The following is a 21,201-nucleotide window of genomic DNA, read 5'->3' as shown; positions in this document are numbered from 1 at the left end:
GCCGAGCCTAGCCGATGCTCCTCAAACCGTGAACTGTTCGGCGATGATCCGCTCGCTGAGGCCGTGGTCCGGGTCGAAGAGCAGGGTGAGCGCCAGGCTGCGGTCCTCCCGCACCTCGACCAGGCGCACGTCGCGCACCTCGGTATAGTCGGCGACGGCGGCGACCGGGCGCTTCGGCCCCTCGAGGATCTCGAAGACGACCGAGGCATCGCCCGGCAGCAGCGCACCGCGCCAGCGCCGCGGGCGGAAGGCGGAGATCGGCGTCAGCGGCAGGAGGTTGGCGCCGAGCGGCACGATCGGCCCATGCGCCGAGAGGTTGTAGGCGGTGCTGCCGGCCGGCGTCGCCACCAGCACGCCGTCGCAGATCAGCTCCGCCAGGCGCTCCTTGCCGTCGACCAGGATGCGGATCTTGGCCGCCTGCCGCGTCTCCCGCAGCAGCGAGACCTCGTTGATCGCCGGCGCCTCGCGCACGGTGCCGTCGGCCGAGGTGGCGCGCATGCGCAAGGGATGCAGCGTCGCGGCCTGCGCCTCGGCCAGGCGCTCGGGCAGCGCCTCCTCGCGGTAGTCGTTCATCAGGAAGCCGACGCTGCCGCAATTCATCCCGTAGACCGGCAGGTTGCGGCCGAGCAGCCGGTGCTGCGTCTCCAGCATGCAGCCGTCGCCGCCGAGGGAGACGATGGCGCGGGCCTGCTCCACCGGCGCATCGCCGTAGCGGGCGATCAGCCGGGCCTTGGCCGCCGCCGCCACCTCGGTTGCGGCGGCGAAGAAGGTGATGCGCCCGGCGAAATCCCTCGGCGCCAGGCTCACCGGCTGCGGGAAGGGCGCCGGCGCGGGCTCCGTCACGCGCCGCGCGCCGCGGCGTCGAGGTCGAGCCGGCGGGCGGCACGGTGGTCCATCACTGGCATGTCGCGCCGGACGCGCGCGGTGATGGCCGGGTCGATCCGCGCCGTCGCCCAGCCGGTGCCGTCGGAGGCGCGGGCGACGACATGCCCCCAGGGGTCGGCCACCAGCGAATGCCCGTAGACCGAGCGCGGCTGCCCGCGCTCGAGGTACTGCCCGGTGGAGGCCGCGGCGATGACCCAGCACTGGGTCTCGATGGCGCGCGCCTTCAGCAGCGGCTCCCAATGGTCCTTGCCGGTCTGCAGGGTGAAGTTCGAGGGCACGAGGATCGCCTCTGCCCCCAGGCGCCGCAACGCCACGTAATGTTCAGCGAAGCGCATGTCGTAGCAGATGGTGCAGCCGAAGGCGATGCCGCCGGCCTCGAAGGTCACCAGCCGGTCGCCGGCGCCGTAGAGGGCGCTCTCGCGGTAGCCGGTGCCGTCGGGGGCCACGATGTCGAACATGTGGATCTTGCGGTAGCGGGCGATCTCGCGCCCCTCCGGGTCGAAGACCACGGTGGTGTTGTAGAGCTTCTCCGGATCATCCTCCGGCCCCGGCGCCTCGATCATCGAGCCGCCATGGAGATGGATTCCGTGGCCGCGGGCGAGGCCGCGCATCAGCTCATAGGCCGCGCCGCCCGCCTCGCCGGGCGCGGGCAGGATCTCGGCGGCCGCCTGCCGGCTCTCCCGGCCGCCGCCGAGATTGGTCCAGGTTTCGGGCAGGGAGACGAGATGCGGCCTGTCTGCCGCCACCGCGGCCTCGATCAGCCGCCGCGCCTGGTCGAGATTGGCCTGCTTCTCGCTGCCCTGGTTCATCTGGATGACGCTGACGCGCATCGCCCCACTCCGCCGGATGGGCCATCAAGCCTCGCCCGGGCCGCGAGGGCAAGCTAGGCCTAGTCGATCCGCGGCTCCGCCCGGCCGCGGCGCGAGGCCTCCTGCCAGGAAGGCTGCCGCCGCGGCTCCGGCTGGGCCGGGGGCAGGTCCATCCAGTCCTCGGAAACGGTGCTGCGGCGCGGCGCATCGGCGAGGCGCATGGCGATCAGCCGCAGCTCACCCTGGATCTCGTCCAGCTGCGCCTCGACCGTGTCGAGCCGCCCCTTCAGCCCGAAGACGCTGAAGGGCATCAGCAGATAGGCGAGGCCGACCAGCAGAAGGACGAGCAGGGCGAGCAGCCCCGTCCAGTCCGGCAGGCCGGGGATGGCGAGGCGGGAGGCCAGATCCTGCAGCAGGGTCATGGGGGTCAGCCTCCGGTCACGCTCATGTGGCGGGCGACGGCCGGCCGGGCCTCGCGCCGCTCGATGACGAAGTCATGGCCCTTCGGCTTCCGCAGCATTGCCGCCTCGATCGCCGCGCGGAGGCCCCCGTCGCCGGCCCCGGGGTCGCGCAGCACTTGGCGCAGGTCGGCGGCATCCTCCTGGCCGAGGCACATGTAGAGCGTGCCGGTGCAGGTCAGGCGGACGCGGTTGCAGCTTTCGCAGAAGTTGTGCGTCATCGGGGTGATGAAGCCGATCCGCCTTCCGGTTTCCTTAACCGTGTAGTACCGGGCCGGGCCGCCGGTGCGGTAATCCGTCGGCTCCAGCGTCCAGTGCTCGCGCAGCCGGTCCCGCACCGCGGAGAGGGGCAGGTACTGGTCCATCCGGTCGCCCGTGATCTCGCCGAGCGGCATGGTCTCGATTAGGGTGAGGTCGAAGCCGTGCTCGCCGCACCAGGCGAGCATGCGGTCGTACTCGCCCTCGTTCACGCCTTTCAGTGCGACGGCATTGATCTTGACCGCGAGCCCGGCCGCCTTGGCGGCGAAGATGCCGTCCAGCGTCTGGCCGATCTCGCCCCAGCGCGTCACCGCCTTGAACACGCCCGGGTCCAGCGTATCGAGCGAAACGTTGATGCGCCGCACGCCGGCCGCGTACAGGTCATCCGCCATCTTCGGCAGCTGGGTGCCGTTGGTGGTGATGGTGAGCTCCTTGAGCCCGCCCTCGCCGATCCGCCCGCCGAGGCTGCGGATCAGGCCGATGACGCCGCGCCGCACCAGCGGCTCGCCCCCGGTCAGTCGGATCTTCTCGACGCCGAGGCCGATGAAGGCGCCGCAGAGCCGGTCCAGCTCCTCGAGCGTCAGGACCTCCCGCTTCGGCAGGAAGGTCATGTCCTCCGCCATGCAGTAGACGCAGCGAAGGTCGCAACGGTCGGTCACGGAGACGCGGAGATAGGAGATCCGTCGGCCGAACGGATCGATCATGGACGGGCTTCCCTCCGGGCGGATGACACGGTGACGCCCATTTGGGCCGCGACCCCCGTCATCCGCAAGCCCCCGGCCCCTGCGGCGCAGCCCTGCGTCAGGGCCATGGCTCGGCGAGGGGTTCCAGCGTCACCACGGCGGCGTTGATCAGGACCTTGCCGGCATTCTCGAAATTGACGGTCACCCGGTCGCCGATGACGGACTGGATCTGCCCGATCCCCCAATCCGGCTGGCCGGGATGGCGCACCCGCATGCCTGGTTCGAGTAGGCTCGGCACCTGGACTCCCCCTGCAAAGCAGGCCGTGCAACGTTTCGCTAACACCGGCACGCTAGCCCAGCGGGCGGCCCATAGGAAACCGCCTATGACCCCTCCTTCCGACATCAGCCTGGCGAGGACGCTCTGCGCCCGGCTCTGCCACGACCTCGGCGGCGCCATCGGCAGCCTCGCCGGCGCGCTCGACCTGCTGCCGCAGGCCGGCGACGAGCTGCTGGAGGTGGCGCAGGAGAGTGGCGTCGCCCTCCGCCAGCGCCTCCGCCTTTATGGCGCGGCCTGGGGCGGTCCGACCGAAGCGATGGAGCCGGCGGCAATGGAGGTCCTGCTCCGCGGCGCCCCGGCCGCGCCGCGGGTCCGATTCGACCTGGCGGGGCTGGAACAGGCGGTGGCACTGCCGGCCCCGCTCGTCCCCATCGCCCTCAATGCGGCCCTGCTCGCCGCCGAGGCGCTGCCGCGGGGCGGCACCGTCCGGCTCTCCGGCTCCCCCCTGGATGGGCTGGTGGTGCTGCCTGCGGCCGATTTCGGCGCCCCGGCCGCGGCCTGGCCCGCGGGCTTCCTCGCCCTGATGGCCGGCCAGGCGGTGCCGCCGCCCGGCCCGCGGGAGGTGCTGGGGCTGCTGCTGCACGCCCTGCTGGCCGAGGCCGGGTGGAGCGCGAGCCTGGCCCATGGGCCTGCGCGGCAGGCGGCGCCGCTGCTGATGATGCCGGGATGAGCGTCTTTACCGATTTTTCACCCCTCGCGGCGCAGTCTGCCCTCCGCAGACCGCCTTGAGGATTGCCATGGATGACCTGCTCGCCGACTTCCTGACCGAGACGCAAGAAGGCCTCGGGGCGCTCGACGCCGCGCTGTTGCGGCTTGAGCGGGCGCCCGACGACGTGGCGACCCTCTCCGAGGTGTTCCGCATCGTCCACACCATCAAGGGCACCTGCGGCTTCCTCGGCCTCACCCGGATGGAGGGCGTGGCGCATGCCGCCGAGAACGTCCTCGGCCGCTATCGCGACGGGACGCTGCGCGCCACCCAGTCCGGCATCTCGGCCATCCTCGGCGCCATCGACTGCATCCGCGCCATCGTCGCGGCGCTGGAGGGGACGGGGGCGGAGCCGGCGGGCGACGATTCGCAGCTGATCGCCTCGCTCGACGCGGTCGCCTCGGGCGAGGCCGCGCCCGTCGCCGCCGGGCCCGCGCCCGAGCCACCGCCCTCCGCGTCGTCCGCGGTGGCGGCCGCGCCATCGCCGCCTGCCGCGGCGGAGCCCGAGGCCGGCGGCGCCAATGCCCCGCCGCAGACCATCCGCGTCGCCGTCGACGTGCTGGAAGGGTTGATGATGCTCGTCTCCCGAGCTGGTCCTGACCCGCAACCAGCTCCTCCAGCTGTCCCGCAACGGCGCCGACAATGCCTTCGCCGTGCCGCTACAGCGCCTGTCCCACATCACCTCTGACCTGCAGGAAGGGGTGATGAAGACCCGCATGCAGCCGATCGGCAATGCCTGGGCCAAGCTGCCGCGCCTGGTGCGCGACCTCGGCGTCGAGCTGGGCAAGAAGATCGAGCCCGAGATGCGCGGCGCCGAGACCGAGCTCGACCGGCAGGTGCTCGAGCTCATCAAGGACCCGCTGACCCATATGGTCCGTAACTCGGCGGATCATGGCCGCGAGACGCCGGAGCAGCGCCTGGCCGCCGGCAAGCCGGAGGCCGGGCGGATCATGCTGAACGCCTCGCATGAGGGCGGCCACATCATCATCGAGATCGGCGATAACGGGCGCGGCCTCAATGTCGAGCGCATCCGGCAGAAGGCGCTGGCGCAGGGCTTCGCCACCGAGGCGGAACTGGCGGCGATGCCGGAGCGGGAGGTCCAGCGCTTCATCTTCCGCCCCTGCTTCTCGACCGCGGCCGCCGTCACCGCCGTCTCCGGCCGCGGCGTCGGCATGGACGTCGTCAAGACCAACATGGAGCGCATCGGCGGCACCATCGAGGTCCGCTCGAAGGAGGGCCGCGGCACCGCCTTCATCGTCAAGATCCCGCTGACGCTGGCCATCGTCTCCGCCCTGATCGTCGAGGCGGGGGGCGAGCGCTTCGCCATCCCGCAGATCGGCGTCGTGGAACTGGTGCGCGTCGGCGGCGAGGGCGCGCCGCAGCTGGAGCGCATCAAGGACAGCTCCGTGCTGCGCCTGCGCGACCGGCTGCTGCCGCTCGTCAACCTCGCCAGCCTGCTGCAGCTGGAGAGCCCGGCCGGGGAGGAGAGCGCCTTCGTCGTCGTGACCCAGGTCGGCGCGCATGTCTTCGGCATCATCGTCGACCGCGTCTTCGACACCGAGGAGATCGTGGTGAAGCCGGTGGCGCCGATCCTGCGCCATGTGACGATGTTCTCCGGCAACACCATCCTCGGCGACGGCAGCGTCATCATGATCCTCGACCCGAACGGCATCGCCCGCGCGACGGGCGCCGGCGCCGAGAGCGGGGAAGGGGAGGCGGAGCGGGACGGCAAGCGCCAGGCCGTCGCCCATCATTCAGACCAGCGCACGGCGCTGCTGCTGTTCCGCGCCGGCGATGCGACGCCGAAGGCGGTGCCGCTCGGCCTCATCGCCCGGCTCGAGGATGTCGAGCGGGAGCGGATCGAGAATGCCGGCGGCCGGCCGCTCGTGCAGTACCGCGGCAAGCTGATGCCGCTGGTGCCGCTGAGCGGCCACTGCGACCAGCCCACGGCGCCGGAGCGCCAGCCGGTGCTCGTCTTCTCCGACGGCAAGCGCACGATGGGGCTGATGGTCGACGAGATCCTCGACGTGGTGGAGGAGCATCTGACCATCGACGGCGCCGGCGAGCGGCCCGGCTTCCTCGGCACCACCGTGATCGGCGACAAGGTGACGGAGATGCTGGATACCGCCTGGTGGTTGCGTCAGGCTGGCGAGGACTGGTTCGGCCAGGGCGGCGAGCGATGCGCGAGCAGCGGCCGGCGCATCCTGCTGGTCGAGGACAGCGCCTTCTTCCGCAACCTCGTCATCCCGGCCATCGGCGCCGCGGGCTACGACGTGACCGCCGTCGCCGATGCCGAGGAGGCGCTGCGGCTGCGCGAGGCCGGCGCCAGCTTCGACGCGGTCATCTCCGACATCGCCATGCCGGGGATGGACGGCATCGCCCTGGCGCGGGCGTTGCGCGAGGGCGGCGCCTGGCGCGACCTGCCGCTGATCGCCCTCACCGGCCAGGCCGAGCCGGCCGATATCGAGCGCGGGCGCGCCGCCGGCTTCACCGACTACGTGGCGAAATTCGACCGCGCGGCGCTGCTGGAGAGCCTCCGGCAGTGCCTCAGCGCCCCGGTCGCCGGCTGAGGAGAGCCCCCATGCAGACTGAGACCCATGCCGGCCCGGCGCCGGGCCCGCTGGCACGCAGCGGCCTTTCCGCCGATGCGGCGGAAGAGATCTACCTGACGCTGACGGTGGCCGACCAGCTCTGCGGCGTGCCGGTGCTCGCCATCCGCGACGTCCTCGGGGTTCAGGCCATCACCCGCATCCCGCTGGCGCCGGCCGAGGTTGCAGGCAGCCTGAACCTGCGCGGCCGCATCGTCACGGCGATCGACCTTCGCTGCCGGCTCGGCCTGCCGCCGCGGCCGGACGGGCATCGCGGCGCGATGAGCATCGTCGTCGAGCGCGATGGCGAGCTCTACAGCCTGCTGGCCGACCAGGTGGGAGAGGTGCTGCCGCTGCCCCGGGCCGAGCGGGCGCCCAACCCGGTCACGCTCGATGCGGTCTGGCGCGAGGTGTCGTGCGGCGTCCACCGCATCGGCGAACGGCTGCTGATCGTCATCGATGTGGAGCGCATCTTGGCGATCGGTTGAGCCGCGCCTCTGGACAGGGAAGACCGCATCGTGACCGGCGCAAGCTCCGCCACCTGCCTCGTGGTCGATGACAGCCGCACCGTGCGCAAGGCCGCCCGGCGGATCCTGGAGAGGCTCGGTTTCGCGGTCGCCGAGGCGGGCGACGGGGCCGAGGCGCTGGCCACCTGCCGCGCCGCCATGCCGCAGGTGGTCCTGCTCGACTGGAACATGCCGGTGATGGACGGGATCACCTTTCTCCGCCAGGCCCGCCTGGAATTCGGCCCCGACCGGCCGACCATCGTCCTCTGCACCACCGAGGCGGCGCTGGAGCGCATCATCGAGGCGCTCGGCGCCGGGGCGCAGGAGTACATCATGAAGCCCTTCGACGAGGAGTTGCTGCGCGACAAGTTCGAGCAGGCTGGGCTGCTGCAGGACCATGCTGCATGAGCGCCGCCCTCGCGCGGGTGATGCGCTGCGACGACAGCGCAACCGTCCGTGCCGCCCTGGCACGGGTGCTAGAGGCGGATCCCGGCATCAAGGTCGTCTCCCGCGTCGGCGACGGGAAGCAGGCGATCGAGGCTTTCGCCGCACTGCCGCCCGCCGCCCGACCGCAGGTGGTGCTGCTCGACCTCGAGATGCCGGTGATGGACGGCATGACCGCCCTCCCGCTGCTGCTTCGGCAGGAGCCGCGGCCGGCGGTCATCGTCGCCAGCGCGCTGACGCAGAAGGGCGCCAGCGCCACCATGGCCGCCCTCCGCGCCGGGGGCGGCGGACTATATCCCGAAACCCGGCGCCGCTGGCGGCGGCCTTGCCGATCCCGCCTTCAGGGAAGAGTTGCTGGCGAAGGTGAAGGGCTGGGCGCGGGTCGGTCCGTCGCGGCCGGCGGCCCGGCCCGCAGCCGCCTTGCGTGCGCCGCCGCTCGCCCCGGGGCGCGGCTTGCAGGCAATTGGCATCGGCTGCTCCACCGGGGGGCCGCAGGCGCTGGCCGCCTTGCTGCGCGGCCTCGGCCGGCGCCTGCCCGTACCGATCATCGCCGCGCAGCATATGCCGGCCGGCTTTACCGCGATGCTCGCCGATCACCTCGACCGGCTTGGCGGCCCCAGCTGTGCGGAAGCACGGGATGGCGAGACCTTGGAGCCCGGCCGCCTCTACCTCGCGCCGGGCGACCGGCACCTGCTGGTCGAGGGCAGGACGGATGGGGGCCTGGTCGCCCGACGCTCGGATGCGCCGCCCGAGAATTTCTGCCGCCCTGCCGTCGATCCCATGCTGCGCAGCCTGGCTGCCGCCTGCGGCGGCGCGATGGTGGCCGTGATCCTCACCGGTATGGGGCAGGATGGGCTGCTCGGCTGCCGCGCTGTCGCTGCGGCCGGGGGGCGGTGCTGGCGCAGGACGAGGCGAGTTCGGTGGTCTGGGGCATGCCCGGTGCGGTGGCGAGGGCCGGCCTGGCGCAGGCGCTGCTGCCGCCCGATGGGCTGGCGGAGCAGATCGTCGCGGCGGCCGCATCCCGGCCTCGCTTCACCCGGCAGGGAGCGATGGCATGAGGCCCGACAGCTTCGCTTTCATCGCCGGCCTGGTGAAATCCCGCTCGGGCCTCGTGCTGGCCCCGGACAAGGGCTACATGCTGGAAACCCGGCTCGGGCCGCTGTTGAAGCGCGATGGCATCGCCAGCCTGGATGCGCTTGCGGCCAAGCTGCGCAACCCGCAGGCCGGGACCCTGGCCGAGGCGGTGACGGAGGCTCTCACGACCAATGAGAGCAGCTTCTTCCGTGACGGCAAGCCGTTCGACCATCTGCGCAAGATCCTGCCGATGCTGGCCGGCGCCCGGCCTCCCGGTGCGACGCTTCGCATCTGGTCAGCGGCCTGCTCGATGGGACAGGAGGCCTATTCCATCGCCATGCTGCTGGGCGAGCTCTCGCTGGACGGGCGGCGCGTGGAGATCATCGGCACGGATATCGCGGAAGGGGTCATTGCCCGGGCGCGGGAAGGGTTCTTCACCCAGTTCGAGGTGCAGCGCGGTTTGCCGGCGCGCCTCCTGGTGAAGCATTTCCACCAGGAGGGCGGGCGCTGGCGGGTCTCGCCCGGGTTGCGGGGCATGGTGAGGTTCGATCGCGGCAACCTGCTCGGCGACCTGCGCGGCTTCGGCCGGTTCGACGTCATCTTCTGCCGCAACGTGTTGATCTATTTCGACACGCCGACCAAGGCGAGGGTGTTGGACGCCCTTGCGGCGCAGCTCCAGCCCGATGGCGTGCTTTACCTGGGGCTGGGCGGAGACGGTGCTCGGGCTGTCGGACCGGCTGGTGCCGGTACCGGGCGAGCGCGGTGCCTATGAGCGGCCGGCGGAGGCGGCGCTGGCGGGCTGATGCTGGTCGGTGCCAGGGCCTCGGAAGGCCCGGTGGGACGAGCCCACCGGGCCTTTCCCGCGTCAGGCAACCTGGCGTGCGGCAGCAGGGACGGCCGGATGCGACGGGACGAAGTCAGCGGCGAGGCGGGCCTCCGGGTCTCGCAGGACATAGCCGCGCCCCCAGACGGTGCCGATCAAGTTGTCGGCTCCGGCCTGGGCCAGCTTCTTGCGCAGCTTGCAGATGAACACGTCGATGATCTTCACCTCCGGCTCGTCCAGGCCGCCATAGAGGTGGTTGAGGAAGGCCTCCTTGGTGAGGACCATGCCCTTGCGCAGGGTCAGCAGCTCAAGAATCGCATATTCCTTGCCGGTGAGGTGGACCTGCTGGTCGCTGACCGTCACCTCGCGCGAGCCGAGGTTGAGGGTGAGGCCGCCGACCGAGAGGCTCGGCTGGGCGAAGCCCTTGGCGCGGCGCACCACCGCCTGGATGCGGGCCAGCAGCTCCTGTCCGTCGAAGGGCTTGGTGATGAAGTCGTCGGCGCCGACGCCGAAGCCCTTCACCTTGGCCTGCGGCCGGGCGAGGCCGGAGATGATCAGCACCGGCGTCTCCACCCGCCCGGCGCGCAGCCGGCGGACAACCTCGTAGCCCTCCATGTCCGGCAGGACGAGATCGAGGATGATGATGTCGTAGTCGTAGAGACGGACGAGCTCCAACGCTTCCTCGCCGCTGTCCACGGCATCCACCACCATGGCCGAAGCCTTCAGCATGGCGGTGATGCCACGGGATGCCGTCAGATCATCCTCAACCAGAAGCACGCGCATGTTGCGGGTATATACACGTTTTACGTGCAAAAAGATATCATTTTCCCGCGCATTTGGAAGAACTTATTCATCTTTGGACGTATAAAGATCGGAGACAGTGTTTCAAAATCCTCAGATGAGGCCTGGATCCATGCCAGAGCAGCAAGTCGCCCGGTTCCGGGGCCTGCAACCCGCCCTTCGCCGGCTCGAACCGCTGCGCCTGCACGGAAGGGTTGCAAAGGCCAGCGGCCTCCAGCTCAGCCTCGAAGGGCTCGACCCCTGGTTGCAGGTTGGGGCCCGGCTTCATCTGCGGCCGCCTGAGCGGGGGCCGGTTCCGGCCGAGGTCGTCGGCTTCCAGGCTGGCCGGGCCCGGGCCCTGGCCTTCGCGCCGCTGGAGGGGATCGCGCCGGGGACGCCGGCCGTGCTCGCCCCGCCGGCCTGCTTCTTCGTCGACGAGAGCTGGCTCGGCCGGGTGGTCGACCCGCTCGGGCAGCCGATGGACGGCAAGGGGCCGCTCCGCCCGGGGCCGACGCCGCGCCCGGTCCGGGCCGCGCCGCCGCAGGCGGGGGTGCGGGCACGCCTCGGGCCGCGGCTCGGTCTCGGGGTGCGGGCGCTCGATGCCTTCGCCACCTGCCGGCGCGGCCAGCGGCTCGGCCTGTTCGCCGCCTCCGGCGTCGGCAAGTCGACCTTGCTCTCCATGCTGGCGACGGGGGCTGAGTGCGACGTCGCCGTGCTCGCGCTGGTCGGCGAACGGGGGCGGGAGCTGCGGGAGTTCCTGGAGGACGACCTCGGCCCCGCCGGCCTCGTCCGCAGCGTCGTCGTTTGCGCCACCTCGGACAGTCCGCCGCTGATGCGGCGCGAGGCAGCGCTCGCCGCCATGGCGATTGCCGAGCATTTCGCCGATGCCGGCTGCCACGTCCTGCTCATGATGGACAGCGTCACCCGCTTCGCCCTGGCCCTGCGGGAGATCGGCCTCGCCGCGGGGGAGCCGCCGACGACGCGCGGCTACACGCCGGGCGTCTTCGCGGAGCTGCCGCGGCTGCTGGAACGGGCGGGGCCGCGCGAGGAAGGCTGCACCGGCGCCATCACCGGCCTCTTCACCGTGCTGGTCGAGGGCGACGACCATGACGAGCCGGTGGCCGATGCCGTGCGCGGCATCCTCGACGGGCATGTGGTGCTCGACCGCGCCATCGGCGAGCGCGGGCGCTACCCGGCGGTCGACGTCCTCCGCAGCCTCTCCCGGACCGTGCCCGGCTGCCTGCGGCCGGAGGAGGCAGCGCTGATGCGCCGGGCGCGCGCCATCCTCGCCCTGCATGCGGAGATGGCGGATCTGGTTCGCCTCGGCGCCTACAAGGCTGGCGCCGATCCGGCAGTGGATGAGGCGATGCGCCTTGCCCCGCGGATCGAGGCCATGCTGGCGCAGACCAAGGGCGAGCGCGACGGCGTCGCCGGCGCATTCGCCGCCCTGGCCGCTGCCTTGGGCAATGCCGATGGCGCGTGACCCGCTCGCCGCCCTGGCACGGCTGCGGCGGCTGGAGAGCGACGCGGCGCGGCGCGTGCTCGGGGAGGCCAATACGCGCCTGGCCGCCGCCGAGGCCCGCGCTGCTTCGGCTTCTGCGGCGCTTGCCGCGGAAGCCAGGCCGGGCGGGGAGGGGGATTACGGCCGCTGGCTCCTCCGTGGCCTGGCGGAGCGGGACCGGGCCAACCGCGCCGCCGGCTTCGCCACCGACAGCGCCGAGCTGGCCCAGCAAGGCCTTGCCGAATGCCGCGCCGCCGAGCGGGCGCTCGGGCTGCTGCGCGAGGCTCGGGCCGCGGCCAGCCGCCGCAAGGCGCTCCGCCGCGCCCAAGCCTTGCTCGACGAGGCGGCCGCCCGGTCAAACCTGCGGGAATGACAGGTATCGGCCAGGACAGGGACAACCGGCGGGGTGCAGGCTGGCAATCTGGAGGGAGAGGAGTCAGTGCGATGCTCGACCTGACGCCATGGCGGCCCCTGCTGGCCGCGGCCTGTTTGCTCCTGCTGGCGGGCCCGGCGCTCGCCCAGCCCGCCGAGACGCCGCAGCGCATCGGCCCGGAATGGGGCTGGCAGAAGCACCAGCCCAACCCGGCGGAGATCGAGGCGCGCAGCCGGGCCCGCGGCCGGCCAACCCAGGCCGACCAGGCACGCTCGGCGGAGGTGGACCGCCTCTTCCGCGACCTCACCGGCCAGGACCCGAACGCGCCCCGCCGCATGGACGCCCGCGCGGCGGACCGGAGATAGGCTACTCCGCCGCCAGCACGCCGCGGCGGATCTGGTCGAGCTCGATGCTTTCGAAGAGGGCGCGGAAATTGCCCTCGCCGAAGCCCTGGTCGCCCTTGCGCTGGATCAGCTCGAAGAAGATCGGGCCGATGACGGTGCCGGTGAAGATCTGCAGCAACCGCCCGCCCTCGGGCGTTGGCGCGCCGTCGGTGAGGATGCGGTTGCGCGCCAGGCGGCCGATCTCTTCGGCGGTCAGGTCCGGCATGCGCTTCGGCAGCAGCTCGTAATAGGTGTCCGGCGTGTCCATGAACTCGACGGACTGGCCGCGCATGCCCTCTACGCTGGCGAAGATGTCGCTCGTGCCGAGGGCGATGTGCTGGATGCCCTCGCCGTTATAGGCGCGGAGGTATTCCTCGATCTGCGACTTGTCGTCGCTCGACTCGTTGATCGGGATGCGGATCTGGCCGCAGGGCGAGGTCAGCGCGCGCGACTTGAGGCCGGTCAGCTTGCCCTCGATGTCGAAGTAGCGGATCTCGCGGAAATTGAAGAGCTTCTCGTAGAAGCTCCACCACACATCCATCCGCCCGCGATGCACGTTGTGCGTCAGGTGGTCAATGACCGTAAGGCCCTGGCCGGCCGGCCGTGGGTTGGCGCCGTCGATCCAGCGGAAGTCGACGTCGTAGATGCTCCCCTTCGCCCCGTAGCGGTCGACGAAATAAAGCAGGGAGCCGCCGATGCCCTCGATCGCCGGGATGTTCAGCTCCATCGGCCCGACCTTGCCGGTGACGGGCTTGGCGCCGAGCGCGATCGCCCGCTCATAGGCCGCAGCGGCATCGGCGACGCGGAAGGCCATGGCGCAGGCGGACGGCCCGTGCACCTTCTGGAAGGCCTGGGCGAAGCTCTCCGGCTCGGCGTTCAGGATGAAGTTGATGTCGCCCTGGCGCCAGAGCGAGACCTGCTTGCTGCGATGCACGGCGACGCGGGTGAAGCCGAGCCGGCCGAAAAGCGCCTCCAGCCCCGGCATATCCGGGCCGGTGAACTCGACGAATTCGAAGCCGTCCGTGCCCATCGGGTTCTGGTCGGAGATGGCGCCGGCGAAGCCGGTGCGATCGGGGGGGATGTCCATGCTCGGTCTCCTCAGACGGGTTGGTCGCCAGGGGCAGCCGCACCCGGCGGGATCGGCTCGGCATCGCGCGCCTCGGCCAGCAAACGCGGCAGGTCCTGCATCGCCGCGAAGAGTTCGCCATAGGAGTCGATGACGAAATAGGTCGGCTGCAGGTCGTCGATGAAGTAGTCGCTCCGCAGCACCCGGCGCGGGTCGAAGCGGAGGCGGCGCGGGCGGTCGCCCTCCGTCGCATGCACCGTCTCGGTGGCGGAGGAGAGGATGCCGGCGCCATAGGCCCGGAGCCCGCCATCCTCGCGGATCAAGCCGAATTCGACCATGTGCCAGTAGAGCCGGGCGAGCGGCTTGAGCGCGCCGATCCGCGCCGCCTCCTCGCCGAGCCGGCCATAGGCGGCGAGGAAGTCGGCGAAGTCGGGCTGGGTCAGCAGCGGGACATGGCCGAAGGCGTCGTGGAAGATGTCCGGCTCCACGATGTAGTCCAGCTCCTCCGGCCGGCGGATCCAGCAGGTGACGGGGAAGCGCCGCGCTGCCAGATGGCCGAAGAAGGTACCGTCCGGGATCAACCCAGGGACCGCGACCAGGCTCCAGCCCGTGGCCGCACGCAGCCGGGCGGAGCATTGCGTGAAATCCGGGACGCCCTCGGCGAAGGGGAGCGCGGCGAGGCCGGTGCGGAAGGCCGCCGCGGCGTGGCGCGGCAGCAGCGCCGCTTGGCGAACGTAGAGCGTCCGCCAGGTGACGTGGTCGGCCGGTGTGTAGCCCGCCATGTCCTGCACCAGCGTGAAATCCGGGGCGGCGGAGGCGTAGTCGCCCCGCAAACCAGCTGGCAGACCTTCGATCAGCCCATCCATGACGGACCTCCCATGCTTGGCCGGAGACTAGCCGAGGTCGTGGAGGGTTTTCCGGCGAAGTGTGCCCTAGACGGCCCTATAATGAGCGGGATCCGCTAGGCCGAGGCTCCTTGATGGCGAAAACCCCCATCGCGCTCGATGCGCTCGACCGCCGCATCCTGCGTGCGCTGCAGCGTGACGGCCGGCTGCCCGTGGTGGCGCTGGCCGAGCAGGTCGGCCTCTCGCCCACCCCCTGCCAGCGCCGCGTCCGCCGGCTGGAGGAGGCGGGCATCATCACCCGCTACGGCGCGGTGCTCGACCCGATGCGGCTCGGCCTGCCGCTCCAGGCCTTCGTCATGGTGGCACTCGAGAGCCATGCGGAGGAGGTGGTGGACCGCTTCCACAAGGCGCTGGCCGAGCGACCGGAGGTGCTGGCCGCCTATGCAATGAGCGGGGAGATGGACTACCTGCTCCACGTGCTCGCGGCGGATTTCGAGGCCTATGCGGATTTCGCCCTGAAGGCCCTGCTGCGCATGCCGGGGGTGAAGGAGACGCGCAGCAGCTTCGTGCTCACCGCGCTCAAGCCACCGGGCGAGGTCCCGGTGTAGGAGCAGTCGTGACGCTCCAGCTCTCGCGGGCATTGAGCGTCGCCGGGTCGAAGCCGGCGATGCGCTTGTAGCCGTTGACCGTCGCCTCCAGCTCCGCGCGCGGGATGACATCCTCCAGCCGCTCGAACCCGTCCGGGGCGCGGGCATGGACGAGGTCCATCACCCGGTCCGGCCCGTCGCCGCGATTGGCCTCGACGACCGCGGCGGTGGCCGGGCGCCGCACCACCTCATAGGCCTCGAGCCCGGCCTCCACCGCGCCGTGCCGGGCGAGCTGCAGGGCGATGAAGCGCGCGTCCAGCACCGCCTGGGAGGCACCGTTGGAGCCGATCGGGTACATCGGGTGGGCCGCATCGCCGAGCAGCGTCACCCGCCCCTGGCGCCAGCGCGGCAGCGGGTCCCGGTCGACCATCGGGAATTCGTAGACGGCCTCGGCGGCGCGGATCAGCCCCGGCACGTCCAGCCAAGCGAAGCGCCAGTCGGCGAAGATCGGCAGGAAGTCCTCGATGCGGGCGGGGCGGTTCCAGTCCTCCCGCGCCCAGGGGGTATCGGCGGGGAAGCGCTGCTCGGCGATCCAGTTGACCAGCATCCGCCCGCCCGGTGCCTCGCCGATCGGGTAGCAGACGAATTTCGTGTCCCGGTGCCCGGCCTGCACCATGGAGGCGCCGGTGAGGAAGGGCTCCGCCGTGCTCACCGCCCGCCAGAGCAGGGCGCCGTTCCAGCGCGGCGGCCCCTCGCCGGGGACAAGGAGCGCGCGCACGGCGGAATGGATGCCGTCCGCGCCGACCAGGGCGTCGCCGCGCGCCGTGCCGCCATCCTCGAACTGCGCGGTGACGCCCGCCTCGTCCTGGCTGAAGCCGGCGAGCCGGCGCCCGCGATGCAGCCGCGCCGGGCCGAGTCGGGCCTCGGCCGCCGCCCAGAGCAGCATCTGCAGCTGGCCGCGATGGATCGAGTATTGCGGCCAGCGATAGCCGGCGGCGAGGCCGCGCGGCTCGGCCCAGATGGTCTGGCCGAAGCGGTTGGCGTAGCGGAATTCCTGGGTGGCGATGCCGTTCGCCGCCAGCGCCTCGCCGAGGCCGAGCTCGGTCAGCTCCCGCACCGCATGCGGCTGGAGGTTGATGCCGACGCCGAGCGGGCGGACCTCCGCCGCCGCCTCGAAGACCTCGGCTTCGATCCCCGCCGCATGCAGCGCCAGCGCCGTCGCCAGCCCGCCGATGCCGCCGCCGATGACCAGGACGCGCATGCTCGTCTTTCCCGTTGTTGTCGTCTCCGTATCGCGCGCCGGCCGTCCGGGCCACCCCCGTAACGGACAGGTGAGAATCGTTACGAATTCGGCTTCTCCAGCACGCAGTGGGACTGGCCGAGCGCCCGCTTCCCCGGCGGCACAGCCCCGGTCGCGGTCTCCGGCGTCACGGCGATGCTCGGCCTGTCGCCGCGCTCCATGGCGATGACGGCAAGGCCGAGGCGCTTCGCCCAGAGCTGCAGGTCGTCGGCATGCATAAAGACGTTGATGTGGCCGAGATAGGAGCGCTTGCGCACCCAGTCGACATTCCCCTCGAAGACGCTCCACTGGGCATCCACGGCGAATTCGAAGAAGGAGAAGATCACCCGCCCGCCCGGCGCCAGCACCCGGGTGCATTCCTGCAGGTAGACATAGGATTCCTCGTGCAGGAGATGGGTGAAGACGGAGAAGAAGGTGACGAAATCCGCCTCCCCATCCGCGAGCGGGATGCGGTTGCCCTGGCTCAGCTCCAGCCGGAAGTCGGGCCGCGCCATCTTCCGCCGGCAATAGTCGAGCAGCTCCGGCACCACGTCGAGGCCGAGATAGCGCAGCTTCGGATAGCGCCGGAGCTGCGCCGCCAGCCGCCCGGCGCCGCAGCCGACATCGACGACGCGGCTGTCCTCGCGCAGCCCGTATTGCCGGAGCAGGCTGTGCTCCAGCACGCCGAAGAGCTCGAGATCGCCGCCGACCGAGCGGGCGACCGCCTCATCCTCCGGCAGGGCCGCGAGATAGGCGCGGACCATGGCGGCGTAGCTCTGGACGTAGTTCAACTGGAGGCTCATGCGTGCTCCGCCCGGCGTGATCGGCCCCGGCGAGCTATCACGCGGCCCGCCGCCCGGTCCAGCATGGCAGTCCAGCATGGCGGGCGCGTTGACCCTGGCCGGCCCCGTCCCTAGCTTCCGGCCATGAGCGACGACCCCATCTTCCGTCCCAATCCCTTCCTGCAGGCCGGGCTCTCGGTGCGGATCATGGACCTGTCGGGCGCCAACGGCGCCGAGCCGGTCGAGACCGTGACCGGCTTCCGCACCATCGAGCACGCCAATGCCTTCGCCCGTCGCTATGTGCGGGACAGCCTGGAACGCTCCCGCATCGCCGGCATGACGGCGGATGAGGTGATCGCCAGCTGGTTCGCCTTCGGCGAGGATGCCGAGGTGCAGGGCGCCGGCGAGCAGGCCTGGACCAGCGCCACCGAGCTCGCCGACTTCGCCGCCCAGCCGGTGCGCGATGCCGAGGATCGCAACTGGCGCGCCCTCGACCCCCGCCGCGACGAGGACGAGACGGACGAGGAGGAGGGTTGAGGCTTCGCGCCGTCCGCCGCGGGGATTATGGCAATCCGGACCGGGCATGGGCACCGGAGGGCTTCGCCGGTACGGAAGCGCCGCGCCGCGCCATCCGCGCCCGGATCGAGCATGGGCGGGCCGGAGCCGGCGCCGCCGAGGAATCGAGAGAGATGCATCGCAGCTTCGGCGACCCAGCCCACACCCCCGGCCTCGACCATGAGGCCCGGGCCGTGCCGTGCATCGACACCCGCCGCAAGGCCGGGCCCGGCACCATGGCGCTCGCGCCGCGGGGGCAGGGATGAAGCTCCGCTTCGCCCCCTCGCCGACCGGGCTGCTGCATGTCGGCAATGCCCGCGCCGCGCTGGTGAACTGGCTCTTCGCCCGGCAGCGCGGCGGCACCGTGCTGCTCCGCCTCGACGATACCGACCTCGAGCGCTCCAGGGCGGAGTATGCCGAGGCGCTGCAGGAGGACCTTCGCTGGCTCGGCCTCGACTGGGATGAGAGCTTCCGCCAGTCGGACCGCCTGCCGATCTATGCCGCGGCGGCCGAGCGGCTGAAGGCCTCCGGCCATCTCTACCCGTGCTTCGAGAGCGAGGAGGAGCTGCGCTACAAGCGGGAGCTCCGCCTCAAGCAGGGCCGCCCACCGCTCTACGACCGCGGCGCGCTCAAGATGACGCCGGAGCAGTACGAGCGGGCGCTGGCCAATGGCAAGCAGCCCTACTGGCGCTTCAAACTGGGCGGCCTTCAGCGCGAGTGGCAGGATGGTGTGCTCGGGCGGCGCGCGGTGAAGCTTTCCGCCATTTCCGACCCGGTGCTGGTCCGCGCCGACGGCTCGCCGCTCTACACCTTCACCTCGGTGGTGGACGACCTCGAGAGCCGCGTCACCCACATCATCCGCGGCGAGGACCACGTCACCAATACCGGCGTCCAGCTCGACATCTGGGAGGCGCTGGCCAGGCGGGACGACATCCGGCCGGAGGCGCTCTCCTTCGCCCATCTGCCGCTGCTGACCGATGCGGATGGCGGGCCGCTGTCGAAGCGCCTCGGCAGCCTCTCGCTGCGCCAGCTTCGCCGCGACGGGGTGGAGCCGGCGGCGCTGGCCGGCTACCTCGCCGCGCTCGGCACCTCGACCGATCCCGCGCCGGGGATGCCGGCGGAGCTGGTGCCGGGCTTTGCGCTCACCGCCATCTCGCGTTCCGCCGCCCGGTTCGACGTGCAGCAGCTGCTCGCCCTGAACCGCAAGCACCTGCATGGCCTCCCCTTCGAGGCGGTGCGGGCGCAGCTGCCGGCCGGGGCCGATGAGGAGTTCTGGCTCGCGGTGCGTGGCAACCTCGACCTGCTCGGCGAGGCCAAGCCCTGGTTCGAGGTGGTGCGCGGCAGCATCGTCCCGCCGGTGCAGCCGGGTGAGGGGGAGTTCCTCCGGGCCGCCCTCACCGCCCTGCCGCCGGCGCCCTGGGACGGCACGACCTGGGGCGCCTGGACCGAGGCGCTGAAGCAATCGACCGGCCGCAAGGGCAAGGCGCTCTTTTTGCCGCTCCGCCTGGCGCTGACGGGCGAGGACCATGGGCCCGACCTCAAGGTCCTCCTGCCGCTGATCGGGCGGGAGCGGGCGGCGTTGCGGCTGCGGCTCGGCGGAGAGGGTTGAGCTTCGGCGGCGACCTGCCTAGACTATGGGCCATGTGCCAGGCCCGTCGCTGCCGCTGCTGAACCTCTCCCGCCCGCGGGCCCGGCCCGCGGTCTCAGCCGCCTGCCCTTTGCGACGATGGACCCCGCGATGACCCAGCTCCTCCTGCACAACAGCCTCACGCGCGCGAAGGAGGAGTTCGCGCCGATCGATCCCGGCCATGTGCGCCTCTATGTCTGCGGGCCGACGGTCTATGACCTGGCGCATCTCGGCAATGCGCGGCCGGTGGTGGTCTTCGATGCGCTCGCCCGGCTGCTGCGGCGGCTCTATCCGCGCGTCACCTATGTCCGCAACATCACCGACGTGGACGACAAGATCAACGCGCGCGCGGCCGAGAGCGGCGAGCCGATCGCCGCCATCACCGCCCGCACCGTCGCCGACTTCCATGCCGACATGACCGCCCTCGGCGCCCTGCCGCCGGATGAGGAGCCGCGCGCGACGCAATCCATCGCGCCGATGATTGCCCTCATCGAGCGGCTGATCGACCGCGGCCATGCCTATGCGGCCGATGGGCATGTGCTGTTCAGCGTGCCCTCCTTCCCGGACTACGGCGCCCTCTCCGGCCGCAGCCCGGACGAGCTGGTCGCCGGCGCGCGGGTGGACGTGGCGCCCTACAAGCGCGACCCGGGCGACTTCGTCCTCTGGAAGCCCTCCGACGAGGCGACGCCCGGCTGGGACAGCCCCTGGGGCCGCGGCCGCCCCGGCTGGCACATCGAGTGCTCGGCGATGTCCTGGCAGGCGCTGGGAGAAATCTTCGACATCCATGGCGGCGGGCACGACCTGATCTTCCCGCACCATGAGAACGAGGTGGCGCAGAGCCGCTGCGCCTTCGGCACGCCGCGCATGGCCAATGCCTGGTTGCACAACGGCATGCTGCGCGTCGACGGCGAGAAGATGTCGAAGTCCTTCGGCAATTTCCTGACCGTGCGCGACATCCTGGCGCGCGGCGCCTGGGCCGGCGAGGCCTTCCGCCTGCTGCTGCTGCGTACCCATTACCGCGCCGACCTCGACTTCACCTTCGCCGGGCTCGAGGAGGCGAAGGCGGAGCTGGACGACGGCTATGCCATGCTCGCCCGCGCCGTCGCCCCCGCCGACGGCCATGAGGCAACGCGGGAGGCGATGGTGGACTGGGCGCTGGAGCCGCTGCTCGACGACCTCAACACCCCGCTGGCGCTGGCCCGGCTGCGCGACCTCCGCACGCTGGAGAACGTGGCGAGCGTCGGCGGCAGCGCGACCTCGGTGCTGCACCGGATCGGCAAGCCCTGGCCGGTCGTCGCCGGCCTGGCGGCGGAAGCCTTCCGCGAGGCGGCGGCGGTGCTCGGCCTCTACCCGTCGGAGCCGGCGGCCTGGCTGCGCGGCGGCGAGGATACCGGCTGGGTGGACCAGGCCATCGCCGGCCGCCTCGCCGCCCGCCAGGCGCGCAACTTCGCCGAGGCCGACCGCATCCGCGACGACCTCCGCTCGCGCGGCATCCTGCTGGAGGACGGGCCGCAGGGCACGTCGTGGCGGCGGGCGTGACCGGGTGCGATGACCAGGGGGCGCAGCCGGGCACCGAAGGTCCGGGGCGGGCCCGATGCCGCTGACCGCCGAGGACTGGATGGATGCGCTGAAGCGCATCGCCCTCACTGACCTCAAGCGGGCCTGGTTCCGCGCCCATGTCGATGCCCCGGGCTGCACCGCGACCGAGGCCGAGCTGGCCGCCGCGGCCGGGCAGCCCATGGCCGAGTACCGCGCCCTCGCCGCCGAGCTGGCCGCGGCGCTGGAAACCGACCTGCCCCCGGAGCCGCTGGCCCTGCTGGCGGAACCGGCCGGGGAGGGGGCGTGGCGCCTC

The 21,201-nt window shown here is 71.7% G+C and carries 24 protein-coding genes and 2 pseudogenes; 16 read left to right on the top strand and 10 right to left on the bottom strand.

What is annotated here, in order from left to right:
• Positions 1-21: 21 nt before the first annotated feature.
• From AC5JJ1_RS01420 to AC5JJ1_RS01400, 5 genes are all read right to left on the bottom strand, one after another.
• Complete coding sequence (locus tag AC5JJ1_RS01420; RefSeq protein WP_495783423.1) at positions 22-807, bottom strand: NAD kinase; 786 nt, start codon at positions 805-807, stop codon at positions 22-24.
• A 32-nt stretch (positions 808-839) separates the two neighbouring features.
• Complete coding sequence (locus AC5JJ1_RS01415) at positions 840-1,715, bottom strand: carbon-nitrogen hydrolase family protein (RefSeq protein ID WP_495783314.1); 876 nt, start codon at positions 1,713-1,715, stop codon at positions 840-842.
• A 59-nt stretch (positions 1,716-1,774) separates the two neighbouring features.
• Positions 1,775-2,116, bottom strand: coding sequence for a hypothetical protein (locus tag AC5JJ1_RS01410; protein WP_495783313.1), 342 nt, complete (start codon positions 2,114-2,116; stop codon positions 1,775-1,777).
• 5 nt (positions 2,117-2,121) lie between these two features.
• Positions 2,122-3,114, bottom strand: coding sequence for a GTP 3',8-cyclase MoaA (gene moaA, locus AC5JJ1_RS01405; RefSeq protein WP_495783312.1), 993 nt, complete (start codon positions 3,112-3,114; stop codon positions 2,122-2,124).
• 97 nt (positions 3,115-3,211) lie between these two features.
• A complete protein-coding gene (locus tag AC5JJ1_RS01400) occupies positions 3,212-3,367 on the bottom strand; it encodes a DUF3553 domain-containing protein (protein WP_495783422.1) in 156 nt (51 codons plus the stop codon).
• Positions 3,368-3,476: 109 nt separating this feature from the next.
• Between AC5JJ1_RS01400 and AC5JJ1_RS01395 the strand changes: the two genes are divergently transcribed.
• The 8 genes and pseudogenes from AC5JJ1_RS01395 (at position 3,477) to AC5JJ1_RS01360 (ending at position 9,520) form a co-directional block, all read left to right on the top strand.
• On the top strand, positions 3,477-4,100 hold the full coding sequence (locus tag AC5JJ1_RS01395) for a histidine phosphotransferase family protein (RefSeq protein WP_495783311.1): 624 nt from the start codon (positions 3,477-3,479) through the stop codon (positions 4,098-4,100).
• A 67-nt stretch (positions 4,101-4,167) separates the two neighbouring features.
• On the top strand, positions 4,168-4,824 hold the full coding sequence (locus AC5JJ1_RS01390) for an Hpt domain-containing protein (protein ID WP_495783310.1): 657 nt from the start codon (positions 4,168-4,170) through the stop codon (positions 4,822-4,824).
• Positions 4,727-6,706 (top strand): hybrid sensor histidine kinase/response regulator, encoded by a 1,980-nt coding sequence (locus AC5JJ1_RS01385; protein ID WP_495783421.1) that lies wholly within the window; start codon positions 4,727-4,729, stop codon positions 6,704-6,706. Before AC5JJ1_RS01390 ends, AC5JJ1_RS01385 begins: the two co-directional genes overlap by 98 nt.
• Positions 6,707-6,717: 11 nt before the next feature.
• Complete coding sequence (locus AC5JJ1_RS01380; RefSeq protein WP_495783309.1) at positions 6,718-7,212, top strand: chemotaxis protein CheW; 495 nt, start codon at positions 6,718-6,720, stop codon at positions 7,210-7,212.
• A 30-nt stretch (positions 7,213-7,242) separates the two neighbouring features.
• The gene (locus AC5JJ1_RS01375) at positions 7,243-7,638 is read left to right on the top strand and encodes a response regulator (RefSeq protein ID WP_495783308.1); all 396 of its coding nucleotides are present in this window, start codon (positions 7,243-7,245) and stop codon (positions 7,636-7,638) included.
• Positions 7,635-7,943 (top strand): annotated as a pseudogene (locus tag AC5JJ1_RS01370) (response regulator); the annotation flags it as partial. The gene AC5JJ1_RS01375 and the pseudogene AC5JJ1_RS01370, both read left to right, overlap by 4 nt.
• Before the next feature lie 94 nt (positions 7,944-8,037).
• Positions 8,038-8,732, top strand: a pseudogene (locus AC5JJ1_RS01365) (CheB methylesterase domain-containing protein).
• Entirely contained in the window at positions 8,729-9,520 is a 792-nt protein-coding gene (locus AC5JJ1_RS01360) for a CheR family methyltransferase (RefSeq protein WP_495783420.1), read from the top strand. Before AC5JJ1_RS01365 ends, AC5JJ1_RS01360 begins: the two are co-directional and overlap by 4 nt.
• A 93-nt stretch (positions 9,521-9,613) precedes the next feature.
• Here the strand turns inward: AC5JJ1_RS01360 and ctrA are convergent, their stop codons facing one another.
• Entirely contained in the window at positions 9,614-10,354 is a 741-nt protein-coding gene (gene ctrA, locus AC5JJ1_RS01355) for a response regulator transcription factor CtrA (protein WP_495783307.1), read from the bottom strand.
• 130 nt (positions 10,355-10,484) lie between these two features.
• Here ctrA and AC5JJ1_RS01350 point away from each other — a divergent pair, with 130 nt between their 5' ends.
• The 3 genes from AC5JJ1_RS01350 to AC5JJ1_RS01340 all read left to right on the top strand — a co-directional run bounded on the left by AC5JJ1_RS01350 (position 10,485) and on the right by AC5JJ1_RS01340 (position 12,590).
• Positions 10,485-11,834 carry a FliI/YscN family ATPase gene (locus AC5JJ1_RS01350; RefSeq protein ID WP_495783306.1) on the top strand — a complete coding sequence of 450 codons (1,350 nt, stop codon included), beginning with the start codon at positions 10,485-10,487 and terminating at the stop codon, positions 11,832-11,834.
• The gene (locus tag AC5JJ1_RS01345; protein ID WP_495783305.1) at positions 11,818-12,225 is read left to right on the top strand and encodes a hypothetical protein; all 408 of its coding nucleotides are present in this window, start codon (positions 11,818-11,820) and stop codon (positions 12,223-12,225) included. The genes AC5JJ1_RS01350 and AC5JJ1_RS01345 overlap by 17 nt, the downstream gene beginning before the upstream one ends.
• A gap of 71 nt (positions 12,226-12,296) precedes the next feature.
• Entirely contained in the window at positions 12,297-12,590 is a 294-nt protein-coding gene (locus AC5JJ1_RS01340) for a hypothetical protein (protein WP_495783304.1), read from the top strand.
• Position 12,591: 1 nt separating this feature from the next.
• Here the strand turns inward: AC5JJ1_RS01340 and hppD are convergent, their stop codons facing one another.
• Both hppD and phhA read right to left on the bottom strand, forming a co-directional pair.
• The gene (gene hppD / locus AC5JJ1_RS01335) at positions 12,592-13,695 is read right to left on the bottom strand and encodes a 4-hydroxyphenylpyruvate dioxygenase (RefSeq protein ID WP_495783303.1); all 1,104 of its coding nucleotides are present in this window, start codon (positions 13,693-13,695) and stop codon (positions 12,592-12,594) included.
• Positions 13,696-13,706: 11 nt separating this feature from the next.
• Positions 13,707-14,540 (bottom strand): phenylalanine 4-monooxygenase, encoded by an 834-nt coding sequence (gene phhA, locus AC5JJ1_RS01330; RefSeq protein WP_495783302.1) that lies wholly within the window; start codon positions 14,538-14,540, stop codon positions 13,707-13,709.
• Positions 14,541-14,653: 113 nt separating this feature from the next.
• On the opposite strand from phhA, the gene AC5JJ1_RS01325 reads away from it, so the two are divergent.
• The gene (locus AC5JJ1_RS01325) at positions 14,654-15,127 is read left to right on the top strand and encodes an Lrp/AsnC family transcriptional regulator (protein WP_495783301.1); all 474 of its coding nucleotides are present in this window, start codon (positions 14,654-14,656) and stop codon (positions 15,125-15,127) included.
• Here the strand turns inward: AC5JJ1_RS01325 and AC5JJ1_RS01320 are convergent.
• Complete coding sequence (locus AC5JJ1_RS01320) at positions 15,099-16,367, bottom strand: flavin-dependent oxidoreductase (protein WP_495783300.1); 1,269 nt, start codon at positions 16,365-16,367, stop codon at positions 15,099-15,101. The genes AC5JJ1_RS01325 and AC5JJ1_RS01320 overlap by 29 nt on opposite strands.
• 80 nt (positions 16,368-16,447) lie before the next feature.
• On the bottom strand, positions 16,448-17,188 hold the full coding sequence (locus AC5JJ1_RS01315; RefSeq protein ID WP_495783299.1) for a class I SAM-dependent methyltransferase: 741 nt from the start codon (positions 17,186-17,188) through the stop codon (positions 16,448-16,450).
• A gap of 123 nt (positions 17,189-17,311) precedes the next feature.
• Here AC5JJ1_RS01315 and AC5JJ1_RS01310 point away from each other — a divergent pair, with 123 nt between their 5' ends.
• The 4 genes from AC5JJ1_RS01310 (at position 17,312) to cysS (ending at position 20,888) form a co-directional block, all read left to right on the top strand.
• Complete coding sequence (locus AC5JJ1_RS01310) at positions 17,312-17,704, top strand: hypothetical protein (RefSeq protein ID WP_495783298.1); 393 nt, start codon at positions 17,312-17,314, stop codon at positions 17,702-17,704.
• Positions 17,701-17,988: a hypothetical protein gene (locus AC5JJ1_RS01305; RefSeq protein WP_495783297.1), complete on the top strand. Its 288-nt coding sequence runs from the start codon at positions 17,701-17,703 to the stop codon at positions 17,986-17,988. Before AC5JJ1_RS01310 ends, AC5JJ1_RS01305 begins: the two co-directional genes overlap by 4 nt.
• On the top strand, positions 17,985-19,331 hold the full coding sequence (gene gltX / locus AC5JJ1_RS01300; RefSeq protein ID WP_495783296.1) for a glutamate--tRNA ligase: 1,347 nt from the start codon (positions 17,985-17,987) through the stop codon (positions 19,329-19,331). The genes AC5JJ1_RS01305 and gltX overlap by 4 nt, the downstream gene beginning before the upstream one ends.
• Positions 19,332-19,460: 129 nt before the next feature.
• The gene (cysS, locus tag AC5JJ1_RS01295; RefSeq protein ID WP_495783295.1) at positions 19,461-20,888 is read left to right on the top strand and encodes a cysteine--tRNA ligase; all 1,428 of its coding nucleotides are present in this window, start codon (positions 19,461-19,463) and stop codon (positions 20,886-20,888) included.
• Positions 20,889-21,201: the final 313 nt, after the last annotated feature.

It is taken from the genome of Belnapia sp. (assembly GCF_059504005.1).
This window is presented reverse-complemented; position numbering and strand designations above follow the sequence as displayed.